Raw genomic sequence first — 24,392 nt, 5'->3', positions numbered from 1 at the left:
GGGGAGCGTTGCGTAACGGGTCATTAACGAAAGGTGGCGGTAAGGCCGATGGCGAAGGTTCGGGGAATGGGATAGGCGTTCTCATCGACCTTCAGGCCCAGGGTGGCATCCTGACCCGCGAAGTTAATCTCGGGGTTCATGCCACTGTAGCCGGTTAACACCAGCGCCTGCTGGATGGAGCCGTATATTCGTAATCCTCTCAGCGCCGAACGGTCATTGAGGCCAAAGGTGTAGCCCAGCGATACGTTTTTAATCGTGAAATACGTAGCATTTTCCAGCCACTGCGAATTGACGCTCCGGCCCAACCCCGTTGTGCCGGTTTTCGTACGGGGGTAGACCCCCGAACCGGGATTGTCAAGCGAGCGCCAGCGATCAGCAGCCGCAGCCAGGGGAACCCGAGATCCATCCAGGTTTGTCTGGTACGCCCATTTGGCAGCATTCAACAGTTGGCCACCCACCGAAAAGGCAGTACTGATGTTTAAGTCAAATTTCTTGTAAGTCAGGTTATTGCTGAATCCCCCCGTGAATGCAGGCGTTGGGTTACCGATAAACGTCCGATCGTTGACGTCATCGATGACGCCGTCGCCGTTAATATCCTTCACTTTGATTGTGCCAATGTCCGACAGCCCATTGGGAGCGGTGGCCGTAGCCTGGTATTTAGCAGATTGATCAAGGTCGGCCGCATCTTTATAGAGCCCAAGAAAGACAAACCCATAGAACTCGCCCAGCGCATGATCGGCCTGGTTGCGGAAGTAATCCGAAGTGACGGTGTTGTTCCGACGGATGTAGCCGGGATCTACCAACGCCTTAATCTGGTTTCGGTCGAACGACACGTTGAAGCTGCTGTTCCAACGAAAGTCCGGCCGACTGATGTTTACCGTGTTCAAGGTTATCTCGTGACCCCAGAAAGCGAGTGCTCCGACATTGTCCAGAATAGACGTATACCCCGACGAGGTAGGCAACGGCCGACTCTGAATAAGGCCGTCCGTGTTCTTGAAGTAGTAATCGTAGGTTACGTTCAGCCGGTTGTTCAGCAGCGTCAGGTCAAATCCTAAGTCGAACTGGCGGCTACGCTCCCAGCGCAGATTTGGGTTACCCAGATTGCCGATGGTCGTTCCCTGCGTAATGACGTTGTTGAAGTCGTAATAGTAATTGGCGGTGGTCGACTGGGCTACGTAGTTGCCGAAAAAATTGTTACCCGTAACGCCGTAACTCGCTCTTACCTTCAGTAAATTGATGGCTTTGAATCGCTTCATGAACGATTCGTCGCTGACAATCCAGCCTGCCGAAACGGAGGGGAAATCACCATACTGACGGTTTGTGCCGAAACGTGATGAACCATCCCGCCGGAACGCGCCCTGAAGCAAGTAGCGACCTTTGAAACTGTAGTTCAGCCGCACCAGCGTCGATAATAGCGAGTAGGCCGTATAGTTACTGCTGCCCGTAACGCTGGTGGCCGCCGTCAGATACGTAATGTCATCGTTGGCAAAACCCAGCCCCGACAGGGTGTTACTTTCCTGGGTAAACTTCTGAGCAGAATAACCAGCCAGCAAATTCAACTGATGGTCCGTCCTGAAATCCAGGTTGTAGTCCAGGTATCCCTCAGCCGTGTAGGAACCGTTATCGACGGCGCTACTGGTTCCGTTCGGGTTGTTCACCGTTGAGTTAACAACGCCGGACTGGTAGTAATGACGAATCTCGTTGCCTTTATCAATACCGGCGTTGAATTTGAGCTGCAAACCTTTCACGACGGTGTAGTTCAGGAAGGCATTCCCCAGCATACGGGTCGTCTTATAATCATCGTTCGTTAAATTAAACTGGGCCAACGGATTGATGTAAGCGACCATACCTGGCGAATAAGTATCACGGTTGTAGCTGCCATCGGCATTGTAAGGAGATTTCAGAGGGCTGGCCTCAAAAATGCGCTCGAACAAGCCGCCCACCCCATCCGTTGCTAACCGGTTGTTGTGGTCGATGCGGTAGCTTGGAGCCAGACCGAAACCTAGTTTAATGCGTCCCCCGGCGATGGTCATATCCTTATTCAATCGGCCACTGAACAAGCGCGTACCCGTATTGATGAGTACGCCTTGCTGCTCCTGATAGCCAAAGAGCGCCGTGGAAGACGATTTCTCGGTAGCCGACTGCACGGTTAAATCGTAATTCTGAATTGGGGCCGTTCGGGTCAGCAGGGTATACCAGTTAGTGCCCTCGCCGTATTGCGACGGGTTTTCGTACTCAGCTGGGGTGGTGGTGGCTGGATTCTCGTACTTACGAATGTCCTGATACCGCTCGTTCATAAACGTCGCGTACTGCTGAGCGTCCATGACTTTTGGCACCCGATTGCCAGGCAATTTCTGCACGCCATAACTGGCATTAAACTCAATCTTAGCGTCGCCCGCCTTGGCGTGTTTGGTGGTAATCAGCACCACTCCGTTAGCCCCCCGAGAACCGTAGAGCGCCGTCGCCGAGGCATCTTTTAGCACGCTATAGCTTTCAATTTCGTTCGGATTGACGTTGTTGATACTGCCGGTGATGGGTAGACCATCCACGACGAAGAGGGGCTGATTTTCCGAATAAAAGGAAGCCGCCCCCCGAATCCGAAAGTCAGCGCCCCGACCGGGTTGCCCGCTGCTCTGTTGAACTGAAACACCGGCAATCTTTCCCTGAAGCTGCTGAGCAAACTGCTGAACCGGCATATCCTCAAGCAACGAAGCATCCAGCGTAGCGACCGAGCCGGTAATCTCCCGACGGCGCTGACGACCGTAACTCACGGTCACTTCCTGTAACTGATTGCCTTCGCCAGCCCCGAGCTGGATGTCCACAACCTGTTCGCTGCCCGCCTTTACGGTAACCGATTTAACTTCTTTTCGAGCGTAGCCTACAAACGTAGCGGCTACCGTATAGGTACCGGGAGCGACCGTTAAGCGATACCGCCCATTAGCATCCGCCACTACTCCAGTTTTTGTGCCTACGATTAGGACCGTAGCACCCGGCAATGGGCCCATATTATCGGATAGTAGGCCCCGAATAATTCCGGTAGCCGACTGAGCCTGTACGGGTGATAGTATACTCAATAGGATACAGCCGAGCAAAATTCCTGTTTTGAAGGGTAAGAAAGAGAAAAGTCTACGCATAAACGTAAGAATAGGAAGCGATCGCCGGAGCGATCCAGGGAATACGATTTGAGGGCGCAAACTTCGAAATTCAATGTTTCGCTAGTGTGACGGTAGTGTTACCATATTGTAAAGAGAGTATTTCGTAGCTGTATCGTTAGTTGAAAACTCGTTTGGTAGCAATGTCTCTCCCAATCAATTACCAACAAGCAAGACCTTATATTTAACATTGAGTTAACAGTGTGCCACTACCTTTGCAGCCTATCTTACTCGCTCATTTGTTATGCGTTTCTTTTTTTTTCGATGTGTGATTACTTCCTTGCTTGGCGGATCTATCCTGACCATGGCTACTCAAAGCGTTGGTCAACCCGTAGCGGCCGAGGAACCCGTGCTCAACACCCCCGGCCCTCCGGCAGCCGTCAAAAACGGTGACTTTTCCATGGCGATTATTCCTGACACCCAATACTATCTAGCGCAGGCGCAACTGGGCGGTACCTTTGATATGTTCAAGGCGCAGATCGAGTGGATTCAGAAAAATCAGGCCAAAGAAAACATCGCTTACGTAGCCCACATGGGCGACGTAACGGAACATGGCGATAATCCAGTAACCGCTCGCTCTGAATGGTATTTGGCCAAGACGGCGCTGTACGGCCTGGAAAATCCGGTTAGTATCCCTTACGGTATGGCCATTGGTAATCACGATCAGTTTCCCTCTCAGCACGCCGTTACCGGAACGACTAATTTCTATAACCGTTATTTTGGCATTAACCATTTTGAGGGGCGGCCTTATTACGGCGGACATTATGGCACCAACAATGACAGCCATTACGATCTGTTCTCGGCGGGTGGCTTAGATTTTATCGTGTTATACCTGGAGTACGACTCTTACAACGAAGACCGCACCAACCTCTACAACTGGGCTAATGAGATATTAAAAAAGTATGCATCGCGCAAGGCGATTGTTGTCAGTCATTCGCTGATTCACTTCAATCCGGAAAAGGGCACCAACACACCCCAAGCTCCTTTCAACGCGGAAGGAAAAGCCGTCTACGAAAGCATGAAGGCCAACCCGAATGTGTTTATGATGCTTTGTGGACACGTGGGCGACAGCGGGGAGGGCTACCGCACAGACGTTTACAATGGCCACACCATCAGGACGTTTCTCAACGATTACCAGAGCCGTCCTAACGGGGGACATGGACTGATGCGTTTGTATACGTTCTCGGTTAAAAAGAATGAGCTGCGCGTGAAAACGTTCTCGCCCTATTTTAAGGAAGAAGAAACCGATGGCGATAGTCAGTTTACCGTGCCTTTGTTTAATTAACTGCGATGACAGGTTTTCTCCCGGAACCTTGCGCTAGTCGCCTAGTTTTTAGGTAAGCATCGTATGCTACTAGTTGAACCGCAGTGCGGGCCTGCTGAATAGTTTTTAAAAATTGTGAATTTGTCTCCAGTCTGAATCGGCGGTTTAAATGGACAAACGTTGGTGCTATCGTTTGCAATAATTAGGGCAATTATCTTACCGAAGCTCGTGAACATGAATCCTAAATGAATAGTGAATTTTACAGGCAGTAGCGGAATAATAAAAAAAAATCTTTAAATTGACTAAGGGATAAAGCTGGTTTTGTAGACGTAGTAATATACAGGCTTTGGCTGTTCCCTCGATGACCGAGAATATATCGAATAAACTTACCCAAGCGAATCCATTTGGTAAACCAGATAGTGATCCGATTGTGGTTGACACCGAGTTCCCGATTCGGCAGGCTTTCGCCCAGAATGTCCGGGTGGGCTATGATTTACTATTTCGACGTTATTATTGCACATTGTGCAGTCATGCGGTGCGGTTTGTACACTCACGAACCATCGCCGAAGATCTGGTTAGCGAGGTATTTTTTAGCTTCTGGAAGAACCAGGTACACCAACACATTACAACCTCTTATCAGGCCTATTTATATGCCGCTGTGCGGAAAAGGACCTATACGCATCTGCGGCAGGAATTTCAGTCGGAAACTCTATCGGAGCAGACGGAAGCTGATGCCCTGGATGCGGTCGTTTCCATGGACCCGGAGCAACTCCTTCAGTATACTGAACTCGCTCAACGCATCGAGGAAACTGTTCGAACCTTACCTCCCCAGTGTCAACGCGTGTTTGTGATGAGTCGATTCGAAGGGAAAAAACACCGCGAAATTGCGGACGAGTTACATATTTCTCAAAAAACAATTGAAGCCCACCTGAGCCGGGCGCTGGCCCAACTTCGTCAAACTCTTCACTTAGGTCTATTTATCTGGCTATTCCTGTTTTTAGCTTCTTCTCCATCCAGCATGCCGGTTGCGGGTGCCTCAGAAAAAACGTTCGTTGACTTATGAATCAGGCTATTACAAAAGAAATACTAGCTGAGCATTTTGCTGGCCGGTCGACAGCCTTGCAACGAACGATGATTGCCGAGTGGTTGCAGCAACCGGCCAGTCAGGCTCAGTACATAGCCTGGCTCGATGAATGGGAACGGCACCATCTCCAGTATATGGCCGATGAGGATAGAAATTTTCAACGGTTGATGAATCGAATTGATAGCCTGGAACAACAACCTGCGCCCACAGCAACCGCGCCAGCACGTATTCGTCCGTTGCTCACAAATACCCGCTTGTTAGTGGCGGCTACAGTTGTTTTCTGCTTATCGTTTGCCCTATATATCGGGCAGGGACAACTACGTTACCAAACTATTGAAACCGCTTTCGGCGAAACGCGCCGGCTAACTCTCTCTGATGGATCACAGGTAACACTGAACGCCCACTCGACGCTTCGAATACCGCGTTTTGGCTTTGGCAATAGAACGAGGACGGTTTGGTTGACGGGGGAAGCGGCTTTCTCGATCAGCCATACACCTACTCATCAACGATTCATCGTCAATACGGATCGGGGGGTGGATGTCGTGGTGCTAGGTACTGAATTTAACGTGTATACTCGCCCGACGGGAACCAAAGTGGTGCTGAGTAAAGGGGCGATCCAGTTGAATTATACCCGTCCAGCCAAACCAAAGTACCAGCTTCGATTGAAGCCCGGTGATGTCGTGAGCGTAGATTCATCCGGCCTGCTAACCCAGAATCATACCCACGAACCGGATGTAAGTTCGGCCTGGAGCGACCACCGATTCGTTTTTAACCGTACAACTGTTCGCGAAATCACCGACCTTCTCCGGTACACATACAACCTACGTGTTGTACTGAAAAGTCAGGAACTGGCCAGTCGCACAATTACCGGCACATTCAAGGCTGACAATGCGGATGAATTTCTTCAGGTGGTAACCGGACTGCTGGAGATCAATTATAAACAATACGACAACACGGTTACCTTTTTCGACTAATAACCTTTTACCCTTACTAATCTCAGTATATGCGTTCTAATTTTTACCCCGCTATGTTGCCAATACTATTTGTTGGTGCATTGATGAGCGGTTTGCATCCTGCTCATGGTCAGACATTTGCTATGGCAAGGCAACAGCCCCGAGTTACCCTTGCTTCACCCGCTACGGCCACCCGCCGACTGGCTGATGTACTGAACGAACTGAAAGCGCGGTATCAAACGGATATTCTGTTTGAAGATCGCACAATAGCCAACCTGACCGTGCCTGCCGATGTGCTGGCGGGTAGCAACACGCTGGAAAAGTCACTCAGTCGATTACTAAAACCATTCAATTTACGCTACAAAGAAGTGAAGCCGGGTACCTGGGTGGTGCTCACTCGTAAGTCAACGGCCACAACGGCCGACTCGCGATTTCCGGTAACGGCCTCCAGCGATCAGGTATTAGTAAATGGCGAGTTGCTCAATTCGACAACGGCCTCACCAGTGGCTGCATTAGCCAGTACGGCTCCTGAAGACACGCCAATTTCAGGCACCGTTCGGGCAACCGACAACGGGGAGACGCTACCGGGGGTGAGTGTGGTTGTGAAAGGCACCAACCGGGGCACCACAACCGACGCCAGTGGTCGGTATCAGCTAAGTGTTCCAGAACCGGCAACTGGCCCGGCTTCCGTAACGCTGGTTTTCTCCTTTGTTGGCTACCTGACTCAGGAAGTAGCGGTTGGTAATCGGCCCGTAGTTGATATACGGTTGGCTCCCGACGACCAGACCCTCAGCGAAGTGGTAGTGGTTGGCTACGGTACGCAAAAGAAAACAGACGTCACTGGTTCAGTGGCCTCCGTTAAATCGAAAGAACTGAATGCGCTGCCGCAAACTACGGTTACCCAGGCCTTACAGGGCCGGGCGGCTGGGGTGCAGGTCACCCAGAACTCAGGTCAGCCGGGCGGAACTGTTACGGTCAGAATTAGGGGTAGCAATTCAATTGTGGGGGGTAATAATCCGCTGTATGTAGTCGATGGGTTCGCTTTGGCGGGTACACCGTCTGCACTAAACCCTGCTGATATTGAGTCGATTGATGTTTTGAAAGATGCCTCGGCTACGGCTATTTACGGCTCGCGGGGTGCCAATGGCGTTATTATCGTGACTACGCGCCGGGGAAAATCCGGGAAAGGTCAGATTGATATTGACAGCTATTACGCCGTTCAGCAGCCCATCAAAGAGATTCCGTTGCTCAATGCCCGCGAATACGCCGAGCTGGCCAATGAGCGAGCCAGTAACGATGGGCTGACGCCTTACTTCACGGCTGATCAGATCAATAATTTTGGCACAGGAACCAACTGGCAGCGCGAGCTACTTCGGAAGGCCCCCATGCAAAACCACGTATTGACGTTTTCGGGTGGTAATGACAAGCTACAATATTCGGCTTCAGCCAATTATCTGCGTCAGCAGGGTATCGTTCAGACGTCGGATTACTGGAAAGCGGGTGCCCGCGCGAACATTAACCACAAGGTAAATGACCGGCTGAGTCTGGCTTATTCGCTGGTGGTAAGCCGCACGAACCGAAATCTGGTCAGTGGCGAAAATTCGAGTCGGGGAGAGGGCGTTACATCGGCAGTGCTGGTGGCTCCGCCAACGGTGGCGCCCCTTGATGCTAATGGAAATTACAGTAATGTAGTCCCCTACACCTTCAGCCCTAACGTGTTACGTAACCCATTAGCCTTGGCGCGGGAAGTCGATAACCAGACACAGCGGGATTACACGCTGGCCAATATGGCGCTGAATTATCAGCTAATAACTGGTCTGGTGTTCCGAACGTCGATCGGTATCGAGAGCGACAAAACAAAAGGGAATCTATATTCATCCCGTCGGCTGACCGATCTGACGCCCACGGGCTCGGCTCAACAATCCTATGCTGACCAGCTGAATATACTGAATGAGAATACATTAACCTATTCCAAGACGCTAGCTGATCGGCATAACCTGACAGCACTGGGCGGATTTACGTACCAGAAACAGACCAACCAGGGGTTCAGCGCGTCGGCAACTGGGTTTGCTAATGACAACCTGAAATATTATTCGCTTCAGGCGGGAAGTGCACCCGGCATTCCAAACTCATCGTACAGCGACTGGTCGCTGCTGTCTTATCTGGGCCGACTCAATTACTCGTTCGCCGATAAGTACTTATTGACCGCCAGTTTACGGGCGGATGGGTCGTCCCGCTTTGGGGAAAACAACAAGTGGGGTTATTTCCCTTCGGCGGCCCTTGGCTGGCGATTGATCGAGGAGCCCTTCCTTAAAGATACCCGTTGGTTATCGGATCTGAAACTACGCGGCTCCTGGGGAAAAACGGGTAATACGGGTCTGTCACCTTATCAGACACTTAACCAGCTAAGTGCTTACCAGACAATTTTTGGTAATGACCTGACGATTGGGTATGCACCCGGTTCGGTCCTGTCGAATCCCGACTTGAAGTGGGAAACCACAACCCAATCGAACATTGGCCTGGATGCGGGATTTCTGCAAAACCGGCTTCAAGTGACCCTGGATTTTTACGTAAAGAAAACGACCGATTTGCTAGCCACCGTTCCCTTGCCACCCGGTTCGGGTTATAACCAAACCACTCGTAACATCGGCAGTATTCGCAATGCGGGGGTTGAAGTATCGGTGTCAGCCAATGTGCTGCGGGGGCCGGTTCGCTGGGATGTGTCGGCTAATGCATCGGCCAATCGCAATCGGGTGCTGGAACTATCGAATGGCAGCGACGTATTTGGCACCACGTTGGCGAACCCACTCGGTGTTCCGGTCAATCTGGTGCGGGTGGGCCAGCCGGTGGGGGTATTCTACGGATTTAAAGAGGCTGGGCTGGACGAAAAAGGCGCCATTAAGTTTGTGGACCTCAACGGTGATGGCATCATTAACGACAATGACCGGACCATTATCGGCAACCCCAATCCGAAGTTCACGTACGGCTTTAACTCAACCGTTTCTTGGAAGAACTTCGACTTGACCGTTTTCCTGCAGGGAGTTCAGGGTGCCGATATCTTTAACTTCAATACGGCTAGTTACGCCAACAGCTTCAATTTTGGTGAGAATCAGTTGAAAGACTTGTACGCCAATCACTGGACGGCCGCGGCTCCCGACCCCAACGCCAAGTACCCTAAAATCAGCGTGAATACCCGGTTTCGGGCCTCGGATCGTTACGTAGAAAGCGGGTCGTATCTACGGCTCAAAAATATTCAGTTAGCCTATAATTTGCCGGCTGCCAAGTTGGGCCTGACCTGGCTACGGTCGGCTCAGATTTATGTGAGCGCCCAGAACCTGCTGACTTTGACCCACTACTCGTGGTATGATCCGGAAGTGAGTACGCAAGGGGGCTTGCAGGGGGGCGATGTCACCCTGGGCATTGATCAGAACAGTTATCCTAATACTAAACTTACGACGCTCGGTGTTCGCATCGGCCTATAAAGCACTCTCTAAGTCATGAAACGATTTATCTTAGTTGTAACCGGTCTGAGTTTGCTGGTATTGTCCGGCTGCCAGGACGTATTGACGGAAGTGCCACGGGCCAATCTGTCACAGGCCAATTTCTACCAGTCGCGGGCCGACCTTGTGGCGGGGTTGAACGCCGTCTATTCGATCATGCGGAATGGCAACTACTATGGCACGAACTATCCGGCCCAGTTGGAAGGCTTGACGGATTATGCCATCTCGCGGGGTACGCAAACGCCCGTTAGCGAATACCAGGGACTCGACGGCACCAACATTGCCCGGACCAACGCCATCTGGAGCCAGACGTATCAGGCCATCAATTCGGCTAATATTATCCTGAAAGCGGCACCGGGTATCGCTATGGCCGACGCTGACCGTAATCCTCTTTTGGGCGAGGCCCGGTTCCTGCGCGCGCTTAACTACTACAACCTCATCCGCAACTATGCCGCAGTACCGATCCATACCGAGCCGACCGAAAACCTGAGTCAGCTGGGTGGCAAACGCGAGCCGGTCACGGAGGTGTACAAACTCATCATCGCAGATTTGCTGGAAGCGGAGAAAATCCTGCCGGCTACCACCAAAGAAATAGGGCGGCCAACGTCATGGGCAGCAAAAACCTTGCTGGCCGACGTGTATTTGACAAACGAACGCTGGGCCGATGCCCGTGATAAAGCCGATGAAGTGATTCAGTCGAAGGCGTATTCGCTGGTAGAGGTGAAAACATCTGATGACTTTGAACGGCTATACGGCGCGTCGGTTGTGACGACTACCGAGGAGATTTTTTACCTCAAATATGCGCAAGTAGCGACCCAGGGCTGGAACTACGTCGCTTATTTATACCCGGCCGATAATCCGAATGCGCCGGGGGGCGTGCGGGCTCATTTTAGCCGCCCCGATCTGCCGCTCATCAAAAACTGGGATGACAAAGACCTGCGTAAAAACTTTAACCTGTTCAGTACGTATCCCAACCGGGCTGGCGTATTAACCAGTCTTCCGGCCGCCGAGCCACTTGGATTCCGCAAATACAAAGATCCCAATGCGGTGAACGTTGGCAGCGACTGCCCGATTCTTCGCTACGCCGATGCTCTGTTGATTTATGCCGAAGCGGCTTCGCAGGCAGCAGGCGGCCCAACGACACTGGCACTGGAACGATTAAATATGGTCCACCGGCGCGCCTATGGCTATTCATCGACCGCAGTTTCGCCCGTCGATCTGGTCGCTACGGGACTAACGGCGGCTTCTTTCCGGGAGCTGGTCATGACCGAACGCGCCTATGAATTTATGCTGGAATTCAAGCGCTGGCACGACCTCAAACGGCTGGGGACCGATCGGTTAAAAGCAATTATTAAAGCCGCGAAAGGGAAAGATGTGGCAACAGCTCACCTGCTTTGGCCTATTCCCATTCAGGAAATTGACAATAATCCAGACATTGCTCCTGCCGATCAGAATCCTGGTTATTGAGCCTTAGTGCTAATGGCCTGTATTGCTTTGCCTTTTCCAAAACGCTGAACTTTAAATTTTTTTCCAACATCTAAGTTTACCAATGAAGCATACATTTTTCAGGTATCTGCATCAATCACATGCGCAGTCAAAGCGTTGGTTCGTAATGCCTTGTTTAGTAGCAAGTTTTCTCGTTGTTCTACAGACTATTCCGGTTGTGACAAATGCGGCAAAACCCCTTGCGGTTCGTCGGGCGGACGTGATCATTTATGGCGGTACGTGTGCGGCTGTGACGGCGGCTGTACAAGTGAAAAAAATGGGAAAGACAGTTATTGTCGTCTCCCCCGATAAACACCTGGGTGGGCTGTCATCGGGTGGTTTGGGTTTCACCGATACGGGTAATAAAGAAGTCATAGGTGGGTTGTCACGTGAATTTTACCAGCGGCTCTACCAACATTATCAACAGGATTCGGCCTGGAAATGGCAGAAAAAGGAGGAATATGGCAACAAAGGGCAGGGAACACCGGCCATTGATGGCAACTCCCGTACCATGTGGATTTTTGAGCCTCACGCAGCCGAAAAAGTCTTCGAGGATCTGGTGTCGGAGAATGAGATCACCGTGTATCGAAATGAATGGCTCGACCGGTCGAAGAAGGGCGTAACCCAAAAAGCGGGGGTTATTACCTCCTTTCGTACCCTGAGCGGACAGATCTACGAAGGGAAAATGTTTATCGACGTTACGTATGAAGGAGATTTGATGGCCGCAGCGGGTGTGAAGTACCATGTAGGTCGGGAAGCCAACAGCGTGTATGGCGAAACATCAAATGGGGTGCAGCCCAATGTATTTCAGCACGGGCACTATTTCAAGACCAACGTAAGTCCCTATAAAATACCGGGTGATCCCAAAAGTGGTCTTCTCCCGGAAATTGCAACTAGTGGACCGGGCGAGAAAGGCGCGGGTGACAGTAAGATTCAGGCTTACTGCTTTCGCATGTGCTTTAGCAACAACCCCGACAACCGGGTGCCTTTTCCGAAACCGGCTAATTACGACCCGGCCCGGTATGAACTGCTGGGCCGCGTATTTGATAGTGGATGGCGTGAGACATTTCAGAAGTTCGACCCCATACCAAACCGAAAAACGGATACGAATAACCACGGCCCATTCAGCTCCGACTACATTGGCAAAAATTATGATTATCCTGACGCCACCTACGAACGTCGTAAAGAAATCATCCGGGACCATCAGTTATACCAGCAGGGTTTGCTGTACTTTATGGCCAATGATTCGCGCGTTCCAGACGATGTGCGAAAAGACATGAGCCAATGGGGACTGGCGAAAGACGAGTTTACGGACAATGCCAACTGGCCGCACCAGATCTACGTCCGCGAGGCCCGTCGTATGCTGGGTGTTTTCGTTATGAAAGAAGCCGATGCTCTTGGGCAAACCAATGTACCCGACCCTATTGGAATGGGCTCTTACGCCCTCGATTCACATAATGCACAACGCTATGTGCGTCCCGATGGGTTTGTGCAGAATGAGGGCGATATTGGTGTTCACCCCAAACAACCCTATTCGATTGCGTACGGGTCTATCTTGCCCAAAGAAAGCGAATGCAAAAACCTGCTGGTTCCGGTCTGTGTATCCAGTTCGCACATCGCTTATGGGTCAATACGGATGGAACCGGTTTTCATGATTCTGGGTCAGTCAGCCGCAACGGCAGCCGTTCTGTCGATCGATAATAACGTACCTCCCCAACGATTGCCTTATGCAAAATTGCGTGACGTTTTACTGAAAGATCGCCAGCGATTGACCCTTTAAAAAAAGTTACTTTCCTTTCGTCATAACCTACGGTTGCCAATTCATTATTAAATTGGCAACCGTAGGTTATGACGAATGCGGTGTTTTTCTGGAGTGGATGGGAGGTTTTCGTGAACGATTTTAGTTTATACTTATAGCTGAGGTAAACCATTAAACGATAGCGGATTAGGTACTCAACAAGTACAAATAATTACCTCTTTATTTGACGATTATGGGCGGTTGAAAAGAGGGGAGGAGTTTGCTAAACTATTGCTGTATGGCCCAACGGGCTTCCGCTAATTGGACGGCGGCTGGGTAGGAGAGGTGATTGATTAATTGAATGTATTGTCAACTTTATCTCTTGCATACAGGTTGAGAACAAGACAAATATTCAAACGATTTAAGCTGCATATTTAGTGCTATGAAATGCACTTCATTAATTACTCAATCCGCCGAGGTTGCGGACTTCACTTAGATACTATATCATTAAATTTACAAAATAGTGATAAATCAATTCGGCAATAAGCTTCGTTCCCGAAGAACGAAGCTTATTGCCGAATTGATTAAAAATGAAGGTATATATGTAACGAGGCTACCTTACCACCCCTTATTCTGCGTTAGCGATGGGTTCAGCGCAATTTCATTGATAGGCAATGGCCACAGATAATCTCGGACTGGATCAAACTTGCGAAAACTAGCTTCCTGTACCAGAATATAGTTATCTGCCGTTAGCCGTACTGCCGCTACTGTTCCGAATTCTGCTTTGAAGAAATAATTACCTAAAATAGGCTTAGGCAGTTCTATTTCGGCAGTTTTCCAGCGGATCAGGTCCCAGTACCGGAAGCCTTCCTGTGCCAGCTCAACCCGACGCTCCCGACGGATTTCATCCCGCATGTTCAACCCGTTGGTTGTAGCAAACGTATTCGTCAGCTTCGCCACGCCCCCACGTTGGCGCAGGCGATTGATGGTCAAGTCCAGATCGGCATCGCTGATTGAGCCATTCAGATCATACAGCGCTTCGGCATACGTAACAAGTACTTCCGCGTAGCGTAAAATTGGACGGTCGATCGTAGACGCTTGCGTATTCCAGTCATCAACATTCGACGTTTTACGGAACATAAAACCAGTTTTATTGAAAACCAGCGGGGCAATATCAAAAATGGGTTTCGTGGTCATCATCGGATCGCCTTTCTTCATGAACGTATCGCTCATTCGTGTATCCCGATCAACAAATACATCGGTCGACACAACAGGTGCTTTATATAAAGGCGATTTGTTGATCGGCAATCCATCTTTATAGAGGTACGAATCCGCCAGACTCTTGGTTGGATTCATATTTCCATTTTCCAGGGTTCCCCGGTAGTAGCTATGCGTTACAACCCGTTCAGTTAATGATACGCCGTATTGTCTGACAATAATATTTTCCCGGTTTTGGCGTCCCTCACCGGCCAGTTGCCATATATCAAAGTAGGACCCTGTGTACAGCTCATGCTGCTTACTATCGATTACGGCTTTAGCGGCATCAACAGCCACTTTCAGGTGCTTGGCTGGCTCACCGTAGTTATGGTATTTTGAACGTGTTCCTTCGAACAAGGCCACCCGCGCCTTGAACGCTAAGGCGGCCGTATTACTGATTCGCCCAAAATCAGCCGTTCCCAACGTAGTTGCAGTTGGCAGCTTCTGAGCAGCGAAATCCAGATCCTGATAAATCTGATCAAAAATGGAAGCGCGCGGACTCGCTGGTACATTTAATTCGGCAGACGTTTCATCCAGCGTTTTCAGAATCAATGGTACGTCTCCATAGCGCTGAACCAGGTTATAATAGCCAAAGGCGCGGAAAAAACGAGCCTCTGCTACGTACCGATCAATAATTGATTGCGCTGTATTAACTGCTGCTCTGGATGCTTTTTCAATGATGTTGTTAGCTGCCCGTATCAGCAGATAATTGGCCGTATAATTAGCATCGGTAGCCGGTGCCAGGCGCGAACCATCACTTATATTGTTTGAAGCTAGTCCAAAGGCATCATCCGACCAGATGTCTTCACTGGCGTACGTAACGTTGTAGGTTGAGCTATAACCTTGCGGAGTAAGCGTGCCAAAGGTTGGCAAATATGTGTATAAGTAATTGGAAGCGGCTTTAAGGTCGCCCTCTGAACGCCAGAAGGTCTGATCGCTAATGGCTGTTTCAGGCAGCCTTTCCACTTCACAAGATGGTAAACCTGCCAGCATGCCCAATGAAATCGCCGTGTATTTAAGTATTTTTTTCATTGACTTGATAAGTTCGTTCTGCAAGTGACAATCAATTAAAAGGAGATATTCAGGCCCATCGAGGCCGTAGCAAAAAACGGATAGTCGTTCTGTACACCATCGCGTGTCTCAGGATCATAATACCCCTGGAAGGCTTTCAGGCCCGAGATAGTGAATAAATCCTGACCGGAGAAAAAGAATCGAGCCTGATTGATATGAGCTTTCTGCGTCAACGTAGTAGGCAGCGTGTAGCCAAATTGCAGGTTCTTCATACGGAGGTAACTGGCATTGAGCGTCCACTTGTCCGACGCCAGGTAATTATGCGTTGCCCCTACGTAGGGACGTGGGTAAAGAGCGTTCGGATTTTCGGGCGTCCAGTAATCGCTGTGAATGGCCAGCGCCTGCTTCCAGGTAACAAGCAATGGTGCAATGGATTCGGCGTTGGCCCGATAACTACGTTTGCCAACGCCCTGCATGAAAATCGTCAGATCGAAACCTTTCCATTGAGCGCTTAACGTGAATCCATACTGGTAACGGGGGTTAGTTGTACCGAGTAAAGCCAGATCTCCATAATCGGCCGCCGAACCCTTTCCAACCGTGATCCGTCCGTCACCGTTCTGATCAATGTATTTTACGTCGCCTGCACCCGAGCGATTGTCCTGAAATGCCCAATTCTTAACCTCATCGGCGGTTTGGAAATACCCCGCCGTCTGATAACCCCAGATCGTATTCAACGGGTATCCTTCGACCAATCCATTCGTACCCGTTCCAATAACTGTACGTCCTGAGTAACTCAGCAGTTTATTATTATTATCCGATAAGTTAGCGGAGACTGAATATGTAAAGTCTTTGCCCACCTGACCACGATATCGGACTTCCGTTTCCCAGCCCCAGGATTTCAGTTCACCATTGTTCTGCCTTGGCGTGCCGATACCAATTGTACCCGGCAACTGCATAGGTGTCAGCATATTACGATTGTATTTTACGTAATAATCGCCCGTAAATTGAAGCCGATTCTGAAAAAATCCGAGGTCAATACCAAGATCACTCGTTTCAATGGTTTCCCACGACAAGGCTGCCGACGGAATCGAGTTCTGGAAGATATACGATGTTCGCGCATCGCCCAGCACCAGGCCGGAGCCTCGACTCAACTGACTCAGGTAATCATAGTTTCCAATATTGTCGCCCAGAGCACCTCCCAGACGACCCCACGATCCACGGACTTTAAACTCAGTAAATAGCGGCAATGTCCGGGCAAACCATTCTTCGCGCTGCATGTTCCAGCCTGCCGATACAGACGGGAATATCTTAGTCCGTAAACCGGATGCCAGTTTCGAGCTTTCATCCTGCCGGATAGTAGCTTCGAACAGGTATTTACCATCGTAATTATAGTTGAAACGACTAAATATGGACTGGAAAGCCCGCGCTCCTACGTATTCGCTGTTGCTCTTGGTTCTATCGTCGCCAAGGTTCAGCGTTGGCAGGTCATTGCTAACCAGATTAGAGGACGTTGTCGTTACACCTTCTTCCCGGTAGTCTTCCCACTGATACCCACCCAACAACGTAAAATTGTGTTTATCGCCCACCTTGAGGTCATACGTTGCCAGAAACTGCAGGTTAGTGTTTCTAATCAGTTCATTCGTGACTTGGAACGAGTTCGGATTGTTGGCATAACTTAAAATTCGGGATTTTCCCCAGAGCGGTACAGTGCGGGCGAATAGCTCCCGGTTGGCGGGCCGATACTGCACTCCGGCCACGGCCCGTAAGGTTAGTCCTTTCACAAAATTGGCCGCCTGGAGGTTAGCCACGCCGTCGAACTGCCGCTTGTTCTGATCATTATAGCCGCCCGATTCAAGGATACCATACGCGGTAGCCGCTGAGCCTGCGCCGTTATAGCGTCCTTCCGGGGTGAAGAAGGGCGTTCGCGTTCGCAGCCGGTAAACCTGATACAGCAACCCTTCCCCATCGACTCCGGCCGATGATTGCTGGATACGTTCGAGTGTATAGGATAATCGCGTATCGAGCGAAAGGTGTTTGGTTAGCTGAGCCCCCAGATTTAGTCGCAGGTTGTAGCGTTTCGCATTATCAGGTCCGATTTTAAATACGCCCTGTTTTTCATAATAACCGGCCGATAACAGAAAGTTTACCTTATCGGAACCGCCCCGAGCTGTGAAGTTGTGAGTCTTCATCGTCGTGTATTTACGAAGCAACTGATCCGTCAACGATTGCTGATTATAAAATAGATACGTACCGGTGTCCGCTGGATTTACTACGTAGGGAATCCCATCCCGAATACGCTGCAATTCTTCATCCGTGTATTCAGGAGCGCTACCCGAGTTTTTACGAGCCAGGTTTGAAAACAAGGCCTCATCCATCAAGCTCATACGCCCTGGTACATTAATAGCCCAGTCGACACCGTATTGCGCGAGATAATCGAATGTAACCTTACCTGCTTTCCCTTTTTTAGTTGTAATTAAAACAACCCCACCCGCAGCCTGCGCGCCATAAATAGCAGCCGCAGCAGCATCTTTCAGCACACTGATACTCTCAATATCATTCGGGTTAAGCGTTTGCATGGTAGCAATCGGTACGCTTACCCCATCGAGCATCACTAGGGGATTGACGTTCCCATTGGCCGACGTAACCCCACGTATCTGGAGACTAATACCCTGACTACCCGGCTGACCACTCTGCCGCGTGATTGTTAATCCAGGTGTAACACCCTGAAGCGCGTTCGCTAACGTAGCACTGGGTCGGTACTCCAGCGCCTTCGAGTCAACTGTTGAAACGGCACCCGTCAGGTTTACTTTCTTCTGCGTTCCATACCCAACGACAACAACCTCTTCCAGAGCTTTATCGTCATTCTGTAACTGGACATTAATCACCGACCGGTTATTAACGTCAATCTCCTGGCGGATGTAGCCAACAAAACTGACAATCAACACGGCATTTCCGTTGGGAATGGAGAGCTTAAATTGACCCGATGCGTCCGTCGTTGTCCCCCGTGTTGTACTTTTTAAAACGACGCTTACACCGGGTAAGCCTTCGCCTTTTTCATCCGTGACTTTGCCCTCTACCGGACGTGTCTGCGCCAGTACCCGTGCCGGTAACCAGACGTTCAGCATTAGGAATAAAATGAAATATAAATGTTTCATGGGTATAGGATAATTAGTAGGTGAACGATCAAGAAGGGTTACTTTCAATGCTAAAAAGACTTTGATATATACAAAATTACGGTGATGAACAAACACGAAAAATGGTAAATGGACCGTAGAAGATGGATGATAGTATGCTACTCCAGTTCGAAAAATAGAGTTATATCTTCCGACATTGGTTGTTTAGCCCTGTCAGAAGACGGATTCAATACCTGAAGAGTGGATCAGTTAATGCCTAATGAAATTGCCCTAATACGAGAAAAGACAAGAGGTAAGTCTGTTTGCTTGACTAGGATAAAATGAGGACAGTGTGTGCCACGTGAATCATTATGTTGAGTCTACTCCAGAAATGCTATCATTTGAAAAAACACGATCACCTATTCTATATTTTACAAAAAAGATATAGTTATCCAGCCTTCAGTGGGGTAGACATTAATGCCGGATTAAAAGCAAAGAACAATCCTAGCCTTTTTTACTAGCTTATTTCACGGCAAAGTCCATTTTTGACGATGACTAAATTGTTGCTTGAGCCCTTTACCAAGGGTCACCTGCCTCTGACTTATTTCAGTAAGAATGGAACGTTTAATTGAACGGTGATGGGGAAAGAGCTAAGCCTGCGGTTTAGATCTCCGATGCCAGGGGTTGGGTAGTGGATGATGACGCAGGATGATTAACTCTTGATCCTTTCTGCTTTCCAACAGGCTACTCCCCCTGTTCTCATTCGACTCATTGAAAATGACCATGACATTGTGCCAGCTCTACTGGCCGGTGTCAACCTTTACCTCCCGGAACATGAACGGATTATCGCTGATTCGTAGTGCTTTCCCGCTGGTAGTCGTTATGTTTCTGAGAATGACCTCTTTCGTGATGACATAGGGGAATTTTTCCTGGTAGGTATTGTCTGTCATTTGCGGATTGAAATTGGCAAAAAGGGCAGTCCCCCGGTAAGTTTCTCCATGCCCCGAGTCGTCGATCCGGAGATTTTCAATGGTGATTCGTTGAGGCATATAGCAGGTGTAGCCGAAATTATGCTGACCTGAATAGGAGCCGCTTATCAGGTCGGCACTAATGAATTTATCGCCTGCTGGCACGAAAACACAATTGCGAATCACCACCTCTCCCTGCCAGCTACTCCCATAGTCGGGGCGCAGGTTGACCAGGCTCCTGCCGCGAAGGGTCGAATTCTCCACCAGTAAGACCCCGCTACCAATGGCATTGATGCCCATATGGCCCAGGGTTGAGTTGCGGATGGTGGCATTGGCCACGCCCTGGTGGGCATCAAACCGGGAGAGGGTACACCCATCATAAAGCAGATTTTTACTGAAGTTAGAACCCAGAATACCCCAATACGTCCTGTCGTTTATGTCATTGGTCTGGCTGCAATTTATGAAGGATACATGAAGGGCTCGGTTGACCGAAAGGTCATACGTACCCATTGAGACGGGTTTACCGGCCGCGCCGATGGTGCTATACGTCTTATGCCCAGTAAGCATGGTGTTTTTTACCGTGACATAGGCGCAGTCACCAATGTTGATAAAACCGCCATAGGGCGCACCGTGGTCTTCTTCACCCTGGATGTGGTGCTGTAGCCCCTCAACCAGCACATTGGACCGTCGGATGGCGATGTTTCGGTTATAATAGGTATAGTTTGATTCGGCTTTATTGGCAAGGGTGGTGAAACGCCCCCCCGTAATCGTCAGCGGTTTCTCGTCGATAGGCAGCGCGGAGATGTCGGTGATCTGATCGAAATCCCAGATGATGGGGGCGTTCATATCGACCTTGCCGGTTTTGTCGACGACAAAAATATCGGTCTGCGAAGAGCCATTGTTTTGGTTGAGCCCAAACCGGATGTAGTGCTTTACGTTCGCATTGGTGACCGTAATCAGACAGGGGCCCGGCAAAGACGCTTCGATTTTTTGCTGGTTCTTCTGAAGGGAAGGTATCGTTTCCAGCTTAAACGGTTTGAGCTCTGAACTGACCGTGAAAACCGACGTATTGCGATTTTGCACCTGGGTGTCGTCAATCAGAAAGGAGGCCGTGCCAAAATCCGTGTCCGTCTGAATGAACGCTGTGCGTTCCTTGCCGCCAATATAATAGGTGGCTTCCGGGTCGGCTTTCACCAACAGGCCGTGCCGGTTGGCAAAGGCATGGGTCGCAGCGATAGCGTCCATATCGTCGGCTTTGCCATCCCCTCTGGCGCCGAAGTCACGATAACGAACCCGTCCGGCGGCTTTGAATTTAGCGACATCCCTTGGCGATACGTTTAGCTGCAAGTCTCCATTTGGATTAGTGGATATGCCGCTTTTTCCTTTTTGGGAGGTGATTACTACGTGGTCAGGTGAGCCTTTCGTCTGCCCCTGAGTCACCCATGCCCCTAGTACCAGGAGGACCGTCAGGAAGCTATCCTTTATCATACGAATTAGCTTAGTCGTCATTACTTTGGGATAAGTGGGTGAGATGCTTTGCCCTCTTAACCCGTTAATTACTTCGATCCCTGTACATTGAACGTCTGGTAAAGGGGCTGATTGGAGCAATTTACTCACTGAAGTACGGAGCAAGTGGAAGGGGCAATCGGATAGTGGTGATTTTGTCGGTACACTAATCGTAGTTAAAGAGCCGCGTACATTCTGGTCTCTGGACGTGGCTTTTCAGGTTACTGATTTTTTCACTACACTTACCGGTTGAAAGCAAGCGCTTTGTCCATCCGCTGCCAGATTCCTCTACCCAGTCCACACTGCCCCAACTTCTGGATGGCTATCGCAGGGCAGTCGCCGATGGGAACGCCAATGGGATTAACGAGTTGGTTCGGCTTACTTACCACTCAACGGTCATCGAAGGGTCAAGCCTGACCTTGGCTCAAACCCGAAACCTGATTCAAAACGGCCAACCGATTGTAGACAAATCCTTCACCGAGCAAGGGCGTATGATCGACCATCACCAGGTCCTGGAGCAGATACTGTCCTTGGCCAGACAAGGCCAACCCCTCAATCGAATTGCCCTCCAGGCGGTAGCCGCCACGCTGATGGCTCAGACGGGAGGCCTGATCTATTCCTTATTAAGCTCTTTAAATACCGTCAGGGAGACTTACGCCTTGACTCGGCCATGGTCGGAAGGCGGAAAGTCGTGGCGGCTCACTAACTACCCGCAGCTATTGATGCGTTGCTCAAGGGCATCAACACCCGCATCCATCAGGTGCACACACCTCTCGGCAGGTCTATGATTTATCTTCCGAGTCTCACTTTCAGTTGTTAACTCTTCACCCCTTTTGAGCGGGCAACGGTCCCATGGCCCGGCTAGTAATGAACTACATTCAGCACTACCACCAGTTACCGCTTCGTGGGGTCTATATTGACCACCGGCTGGCTTATTTCACCAGCCTGGAAAGGAGTTGGCGTCAGCAAACGACGGTGCCTATTGTGCATTTTATGCATAGCCAGTTGTCTAGGCTGTTGGCGGAAGGCCTTGCCCAGTCGGCTGATGAGCAGGATTTAGCTGGATCGAGTTGAGCTTAAGCTATTCAGTGGAGGGGCTACAAACCCAGTGATCATTCCCCTCCCATAAGTGTCTTGTACTGGAAATAAACCGACGTTTAGTTGAACGTCAGCAGGGTAAATTGGATCGTTTACTGCATGGTTAACTCTTGTTTTGGTATACCTGGTCAGGGCTTGCTGGCCGGTAAGTTTTTGTTACCGCCTTTATACATCAATCCTTCATTGTACTTAAATAAACCGTAGCCCGATCCTTCCTCATATCCAGGCACATCTTCTTTCTGGTTTTTAACGACCTCCTCTGAAACGGGGGTGGTAAAGGGCATTTTCCCCGTTGGACTAAACTTGCCCGTCACAATGTCCAGCAGTGCGTCAGGTGTGGTGCCAAACGTGGCCAGAACGCCCTTAATTGAGTTGCTGGCATCTTTCCGGTAGATTTCGTCGATGACCCAGGGGTTGCTGTAGTTAATCGCCAAAATGGTCGGTCTCTTAACCGTCAATGAATTGACATAGGCGACGTCAATTGAATTCTTGGATAAGGACAGATAGATCGGCGACCCATCCGACGCGAACAGGGGCTTAGCCGAAGGCTTTAGCCAGAGTAGGATCACATCCGCGTCTTCAGGCGTAGCCACAAACGTAATGGGGTAGTTGCCCTCATTGGCCGTAAAGCTGGTAGCCGCTGTTGCGGAGCCACCAGCCCTGGCGGCATTGGCTTCGAAATACACTTTCGTTTGAGGCTTAAGGGGCAGCAGGTCGGCTTCATTGCGTAGCAGAACAATGGACTTGCGGTGGGCCAGATCGGCTTTAGCCTGAAATTGTGCGTTCCCCACAAGGCGCTCGGCGGCAGCCTCATCCACGTAGGGGTTTTCGAAAAGCCCCAGGTTGAATTTTTCCAGTAGCAGCCGAAGCACCGAATCGTCGATCAGTTTGGGGTCGACCCTGCCACTTTTGACCGTAGCCAGCAAATTGGCCGGGTCAGCCGTACCCGAGTAGAGGTTAACGCCCGCTTCCAGGGTTCGTTTATAGCGCTCCTGAATGGAGAGGTTTTCCGCTCCCCAGGGCATCATTTCAATCGGCCCTGTGTCGGAATTAATGATACCGGTAAACCCTAATTCGGTCCGTAACAGATCGTGAATAACGGCCCGGTTGTAGGCGTAAGCAATGGGTTCATACTTGGTATCAGCCGGGAGCGAATAATAGGGCATAATGGCTGAGGTACCAGCTTTAATCGCGGCTTTGAAGGGAATCAGGTTGTTGGCAAACCTGCCCCCTGGAAAGACTTCTTTCTTTCCCCAGTCGAAGTGAGGATCTTGTCCTCCCTGTCCAGACCCTCCCCCGGGAAAGTGCTTGGTGGTCACCGCCACCGAGCTAGGGCCGAGTGTTTTTCCTTGAAAGCCGTACACAATTTCGGTCATCATCTGACCTGCCCACTGAGCATCTTCCCCAAAGGTCCCTTCAATGCGCTGCCAGCGAGGTTCGGTGGCTAAATCGGCCATGTACATATACCCTTTTCGGAGGCCGACTGCCGACCATTCCTGGCGGGCAATGTCAGCAAACTCCCGCACAAGTGTCAAATCCCGCATGGCTGAGAGGCCTAATTCGCCGGGCCAGGCCGAGAAAACCGTTTTACCAACGCTGGTGCCGATGGCAGCTGCCCCGGTAATGTGGTTACGCGGATTGGATGCAATAATGGCCGGAATACCCAAACCGTCGCTTTCGCAGAGTGCCTGGAGTTTATTGGCCCATTCGGCTGTGGTACGAGCAGTTACATTCGCTCGTAAAATGAAGTGACGAAGGTGATATTGAGTAACGGCTTTGGTCGTACCCGCTGCGTTCATGATCGGCGTCGGCAGGGGTTTACGGGTAAACATGTTCTGGCTGGCCACCAAATCCTCTTCATTGAAATCGCTGGTAATGGGCTCTTTGGCTTGAGCCGTTCCAAACGACTGGTCGTTTTTCATGCGGGTGGTACTGATGAGCATGAAACCGACCTTTTGCTGGATTGACATTTTTGCCAACAAGTCGCGACTGCGCTCCTGAGCGGACAACCGCCAGTCTTCGTATTTGTCGAGCTGGCCATTCCGGTTCAAATCTTTAAACTGTAGTCCACCCTGTTCCAAAAGTTTCACGGATCGCACGCCCAGACGGGGTTGTTTAGGAGCAGATTTTGACTGGCTAATGGCTTGGTTGGTGAGCAACATAAAAGCCGCTACCAAAAGCCTTATCCTGGGTATCGGCATAAGGCTACAGGTTGGACCAAGGAGGGTTCTTTCCTGGCTAGCCTTCATGGGTTTCGAGCAGA

The 24,392-nt window shown here is 50.2% G+C and carries 14 protein-coding genes; 8 read left to right on the top strand and 6 right to left on the bottom strand.

The annotated features are described in order from the left end of the window. Positions 1–23: 23 nt before the first annotated feature. On the bottom strand, positions 24–3,134 hold the full coding sequence (locus BM202_RS16760) for a SusC/RagA family TonB-linked outer membrane protein (RefSeq protein ID WP_093828141.1): 3,111 nt from the start codon (positions 3,132–3,134) through the stop codon (positions 24–26). 322 nt (positions 3,135–3,456) lie between these two features. Between BM202_RS16760 and BM202_RS16755 the strand changes: the two genes are divergently transcribed. The 6 genes from BM202_RS16755 to BM202_RS16730 all read left to right on the top strand — a co-directional run bounded on the left by BM202_RS16755 (position 3,457) and on the right by BM202_RS16730 (position 13,218). Further along, a complete protein-coding gene (locus BM202_RS16755; RefSeq protein ID WP_177236609.1) occupies positions 3,457–4,437 on the top strand; it encodes a metallophosphoesterase in 981 nt (326 codons plus the stop codon). A 340-nt stretch (positions 4,438–4,777) separates the two neighbouring features. Next, the gene (locus tag BM202_RS16750) at positions 4,778–5,479 is read left to right on the top strand and encodes an RNA polymerase sigma-70 factor (RefSeq protein WP_093828137.1); all 702 of its coding nucleotides are present in this window, start codon (positions 4,778–4,780) and stop codon (positions 5,477–5,479) included. Then, entirely contained in the window at positions 5,476–6,474 is a 999-nt protein-coding gene (locus BM202_RS16745) for a FecR family protein (protein WP_093828135.1), read from the top strand. The genes BM202_RS16750 and BM202_RS16745 overlap by 4 nt, the downstream gene beginning before the upstream one ends. 29 nt (positions 6,475–6,503) lie before the next feature. Beyond that, positions 6,504–9,935, top strand: coding sequence for a SusC/RagA family TonB-linked outer membrane protein (locus tag BM202_RS16740; protein WP_245776691.1), 3,432 nt, complete (start codon positions 6,504–6,506; stop codon positions 9,933–9,935). Between the two features lie 15 nt (positions 9,936–9,950). Then, positions 9,951–11,420 (top strand): RagB/SusD family nutrient uptake outer membrane protein, encoded by a 1,470-nt coding sequence (locus tag BM202_RS16735; protein WP_093828133.1) that lies wholly within the window; start codon positions 9,951–9,953, stop codon positions 11,418–11,420. A gap of 145 nt (positions 11,421–11,565) precedes the next feature. Beyond that, the gene (locus tag BM202_RS16730; protein WP_093828131.1) at positions 11,566–13,218 is read left to right on the top strand and encodes an FAD-dependent oxidoreductase; all 1,653 of its coding nucleotides are present in this window, start codon (positions 11,566–11,568) and stop codon (positions 13,216–13,218) included. A gap of 576 nt (positions 13,219–13,794) precedes the next feature. Here the strand turns inward: BM202_RS16730 and BM202_RS16725 are convergent. From BM202_RS16725 to BM202_RS37270, 4 genes are all read right to left on the bottom strand, one after another. Continuing rightward, positions 13,795–15,465, bottom strand: a complete 1,671-nt coding sequence (locus BM202_RS16725; protein WP_093828129.1) for a RagB/SusD family nutrient uptake outer membrane protein — start codon at positions 15,463–15,465, stop codon at positions 13,795–13,797. 35 nt (positions 15,466–15,500) lie between these two features. Beyond that, positions 15,501–18,599 (bottom strand): SusC/RagA family TonB-linked outer membrane protein, encoded by a 3,099-nt coding sequence (locus BM202_RS16720; RefSeq protein WP_093828127.1) that lies wholly within the window; start codon positions 18,597–18,599, stop codon positions 15,501–15,503. Between the two features lie 758 nt (positions 18,600–19,357). Next, complete coding sequence (locus BM202_RS16715) at positions 19,358–21,013, bottom strand: hypothetical protein (RefSeq protein ID WP_093828125.1); 1,656 nt, start codon at positions 21,011–21,013, stop codon at positions 19,358–19,360. 260 nt (positions 21,014–21,273) lie between these two features. Further along, on the bottom strand, positions 21,274–21,420 hold the full coding sequence (locus BM202_RS37270) for a hypothetical protein (protein WP_177236608.1): 147 nt from the start codon (positions 21,418–21,420) through the stop codon (positions 21,274–21,276). A 30-nt stretch (positions 21,421–21,450) separates the two neighbouring features. On the opposite strand from BM202_RS37270, the gene BM202_RS36675 reads away from it, so the two are divergent. Then, on the top strand, positions 21,451–21,819 hold the full coding sequence (locus BM202_RS36675) for a hypothetical protein (RefSeq protein ID WP_177236607.1): 369 nt from the start codon (positions 21,451–21,453) through the stop codon (positions 21,817–21,819). Between the two features lie 79 nt (positions 21,820–21,898). After that, the gene (locus tag BM202_RS16710) at positions 21,899–22,105 is read left to right on the top strand and encodes a hypothetical protein (RefSeq protein ID WP_143100702.1); all 207 of its coding nucleotides are present in this window, start codon (positions 21,899–21,901) and stop codon (positions 22,103–22,105) included. A gap of 152 nt (positions 22,106–22,257) precedes the next feature. Here the strand turns inward: BM202_RS16710 and BM202_RS16705 are convergent, their stop codons facing one another. Continuing rightward, positions 22,258–24,291, bottom strand: coding sequence for a glycoside hydrolase family 3 protein (locus tag BM202_RS16705; RefSeq protein WP_245776708.1), 2,034 nt, complete (start codon positions 24,289–24,291; stop codon positions 22,258–22,260). Positions 24,292–24,392 lie beyond the last annotated feature (101 nt).

The organism is Spirosoma endophyticum (assembly GCF_900112365.1).
Taxonomy (GTDB): Bacteria; Bacteroidota; Bacteroidia; order Cytophagales; family Spirosomataceae; genus Spirosoma; species Spirosoma endophyticum.
The sequence above is the reverse complement of the archived record's forward strand: the minus strand, read 5'-3'. Positions and strand labels throughout refer to the sequence as shown.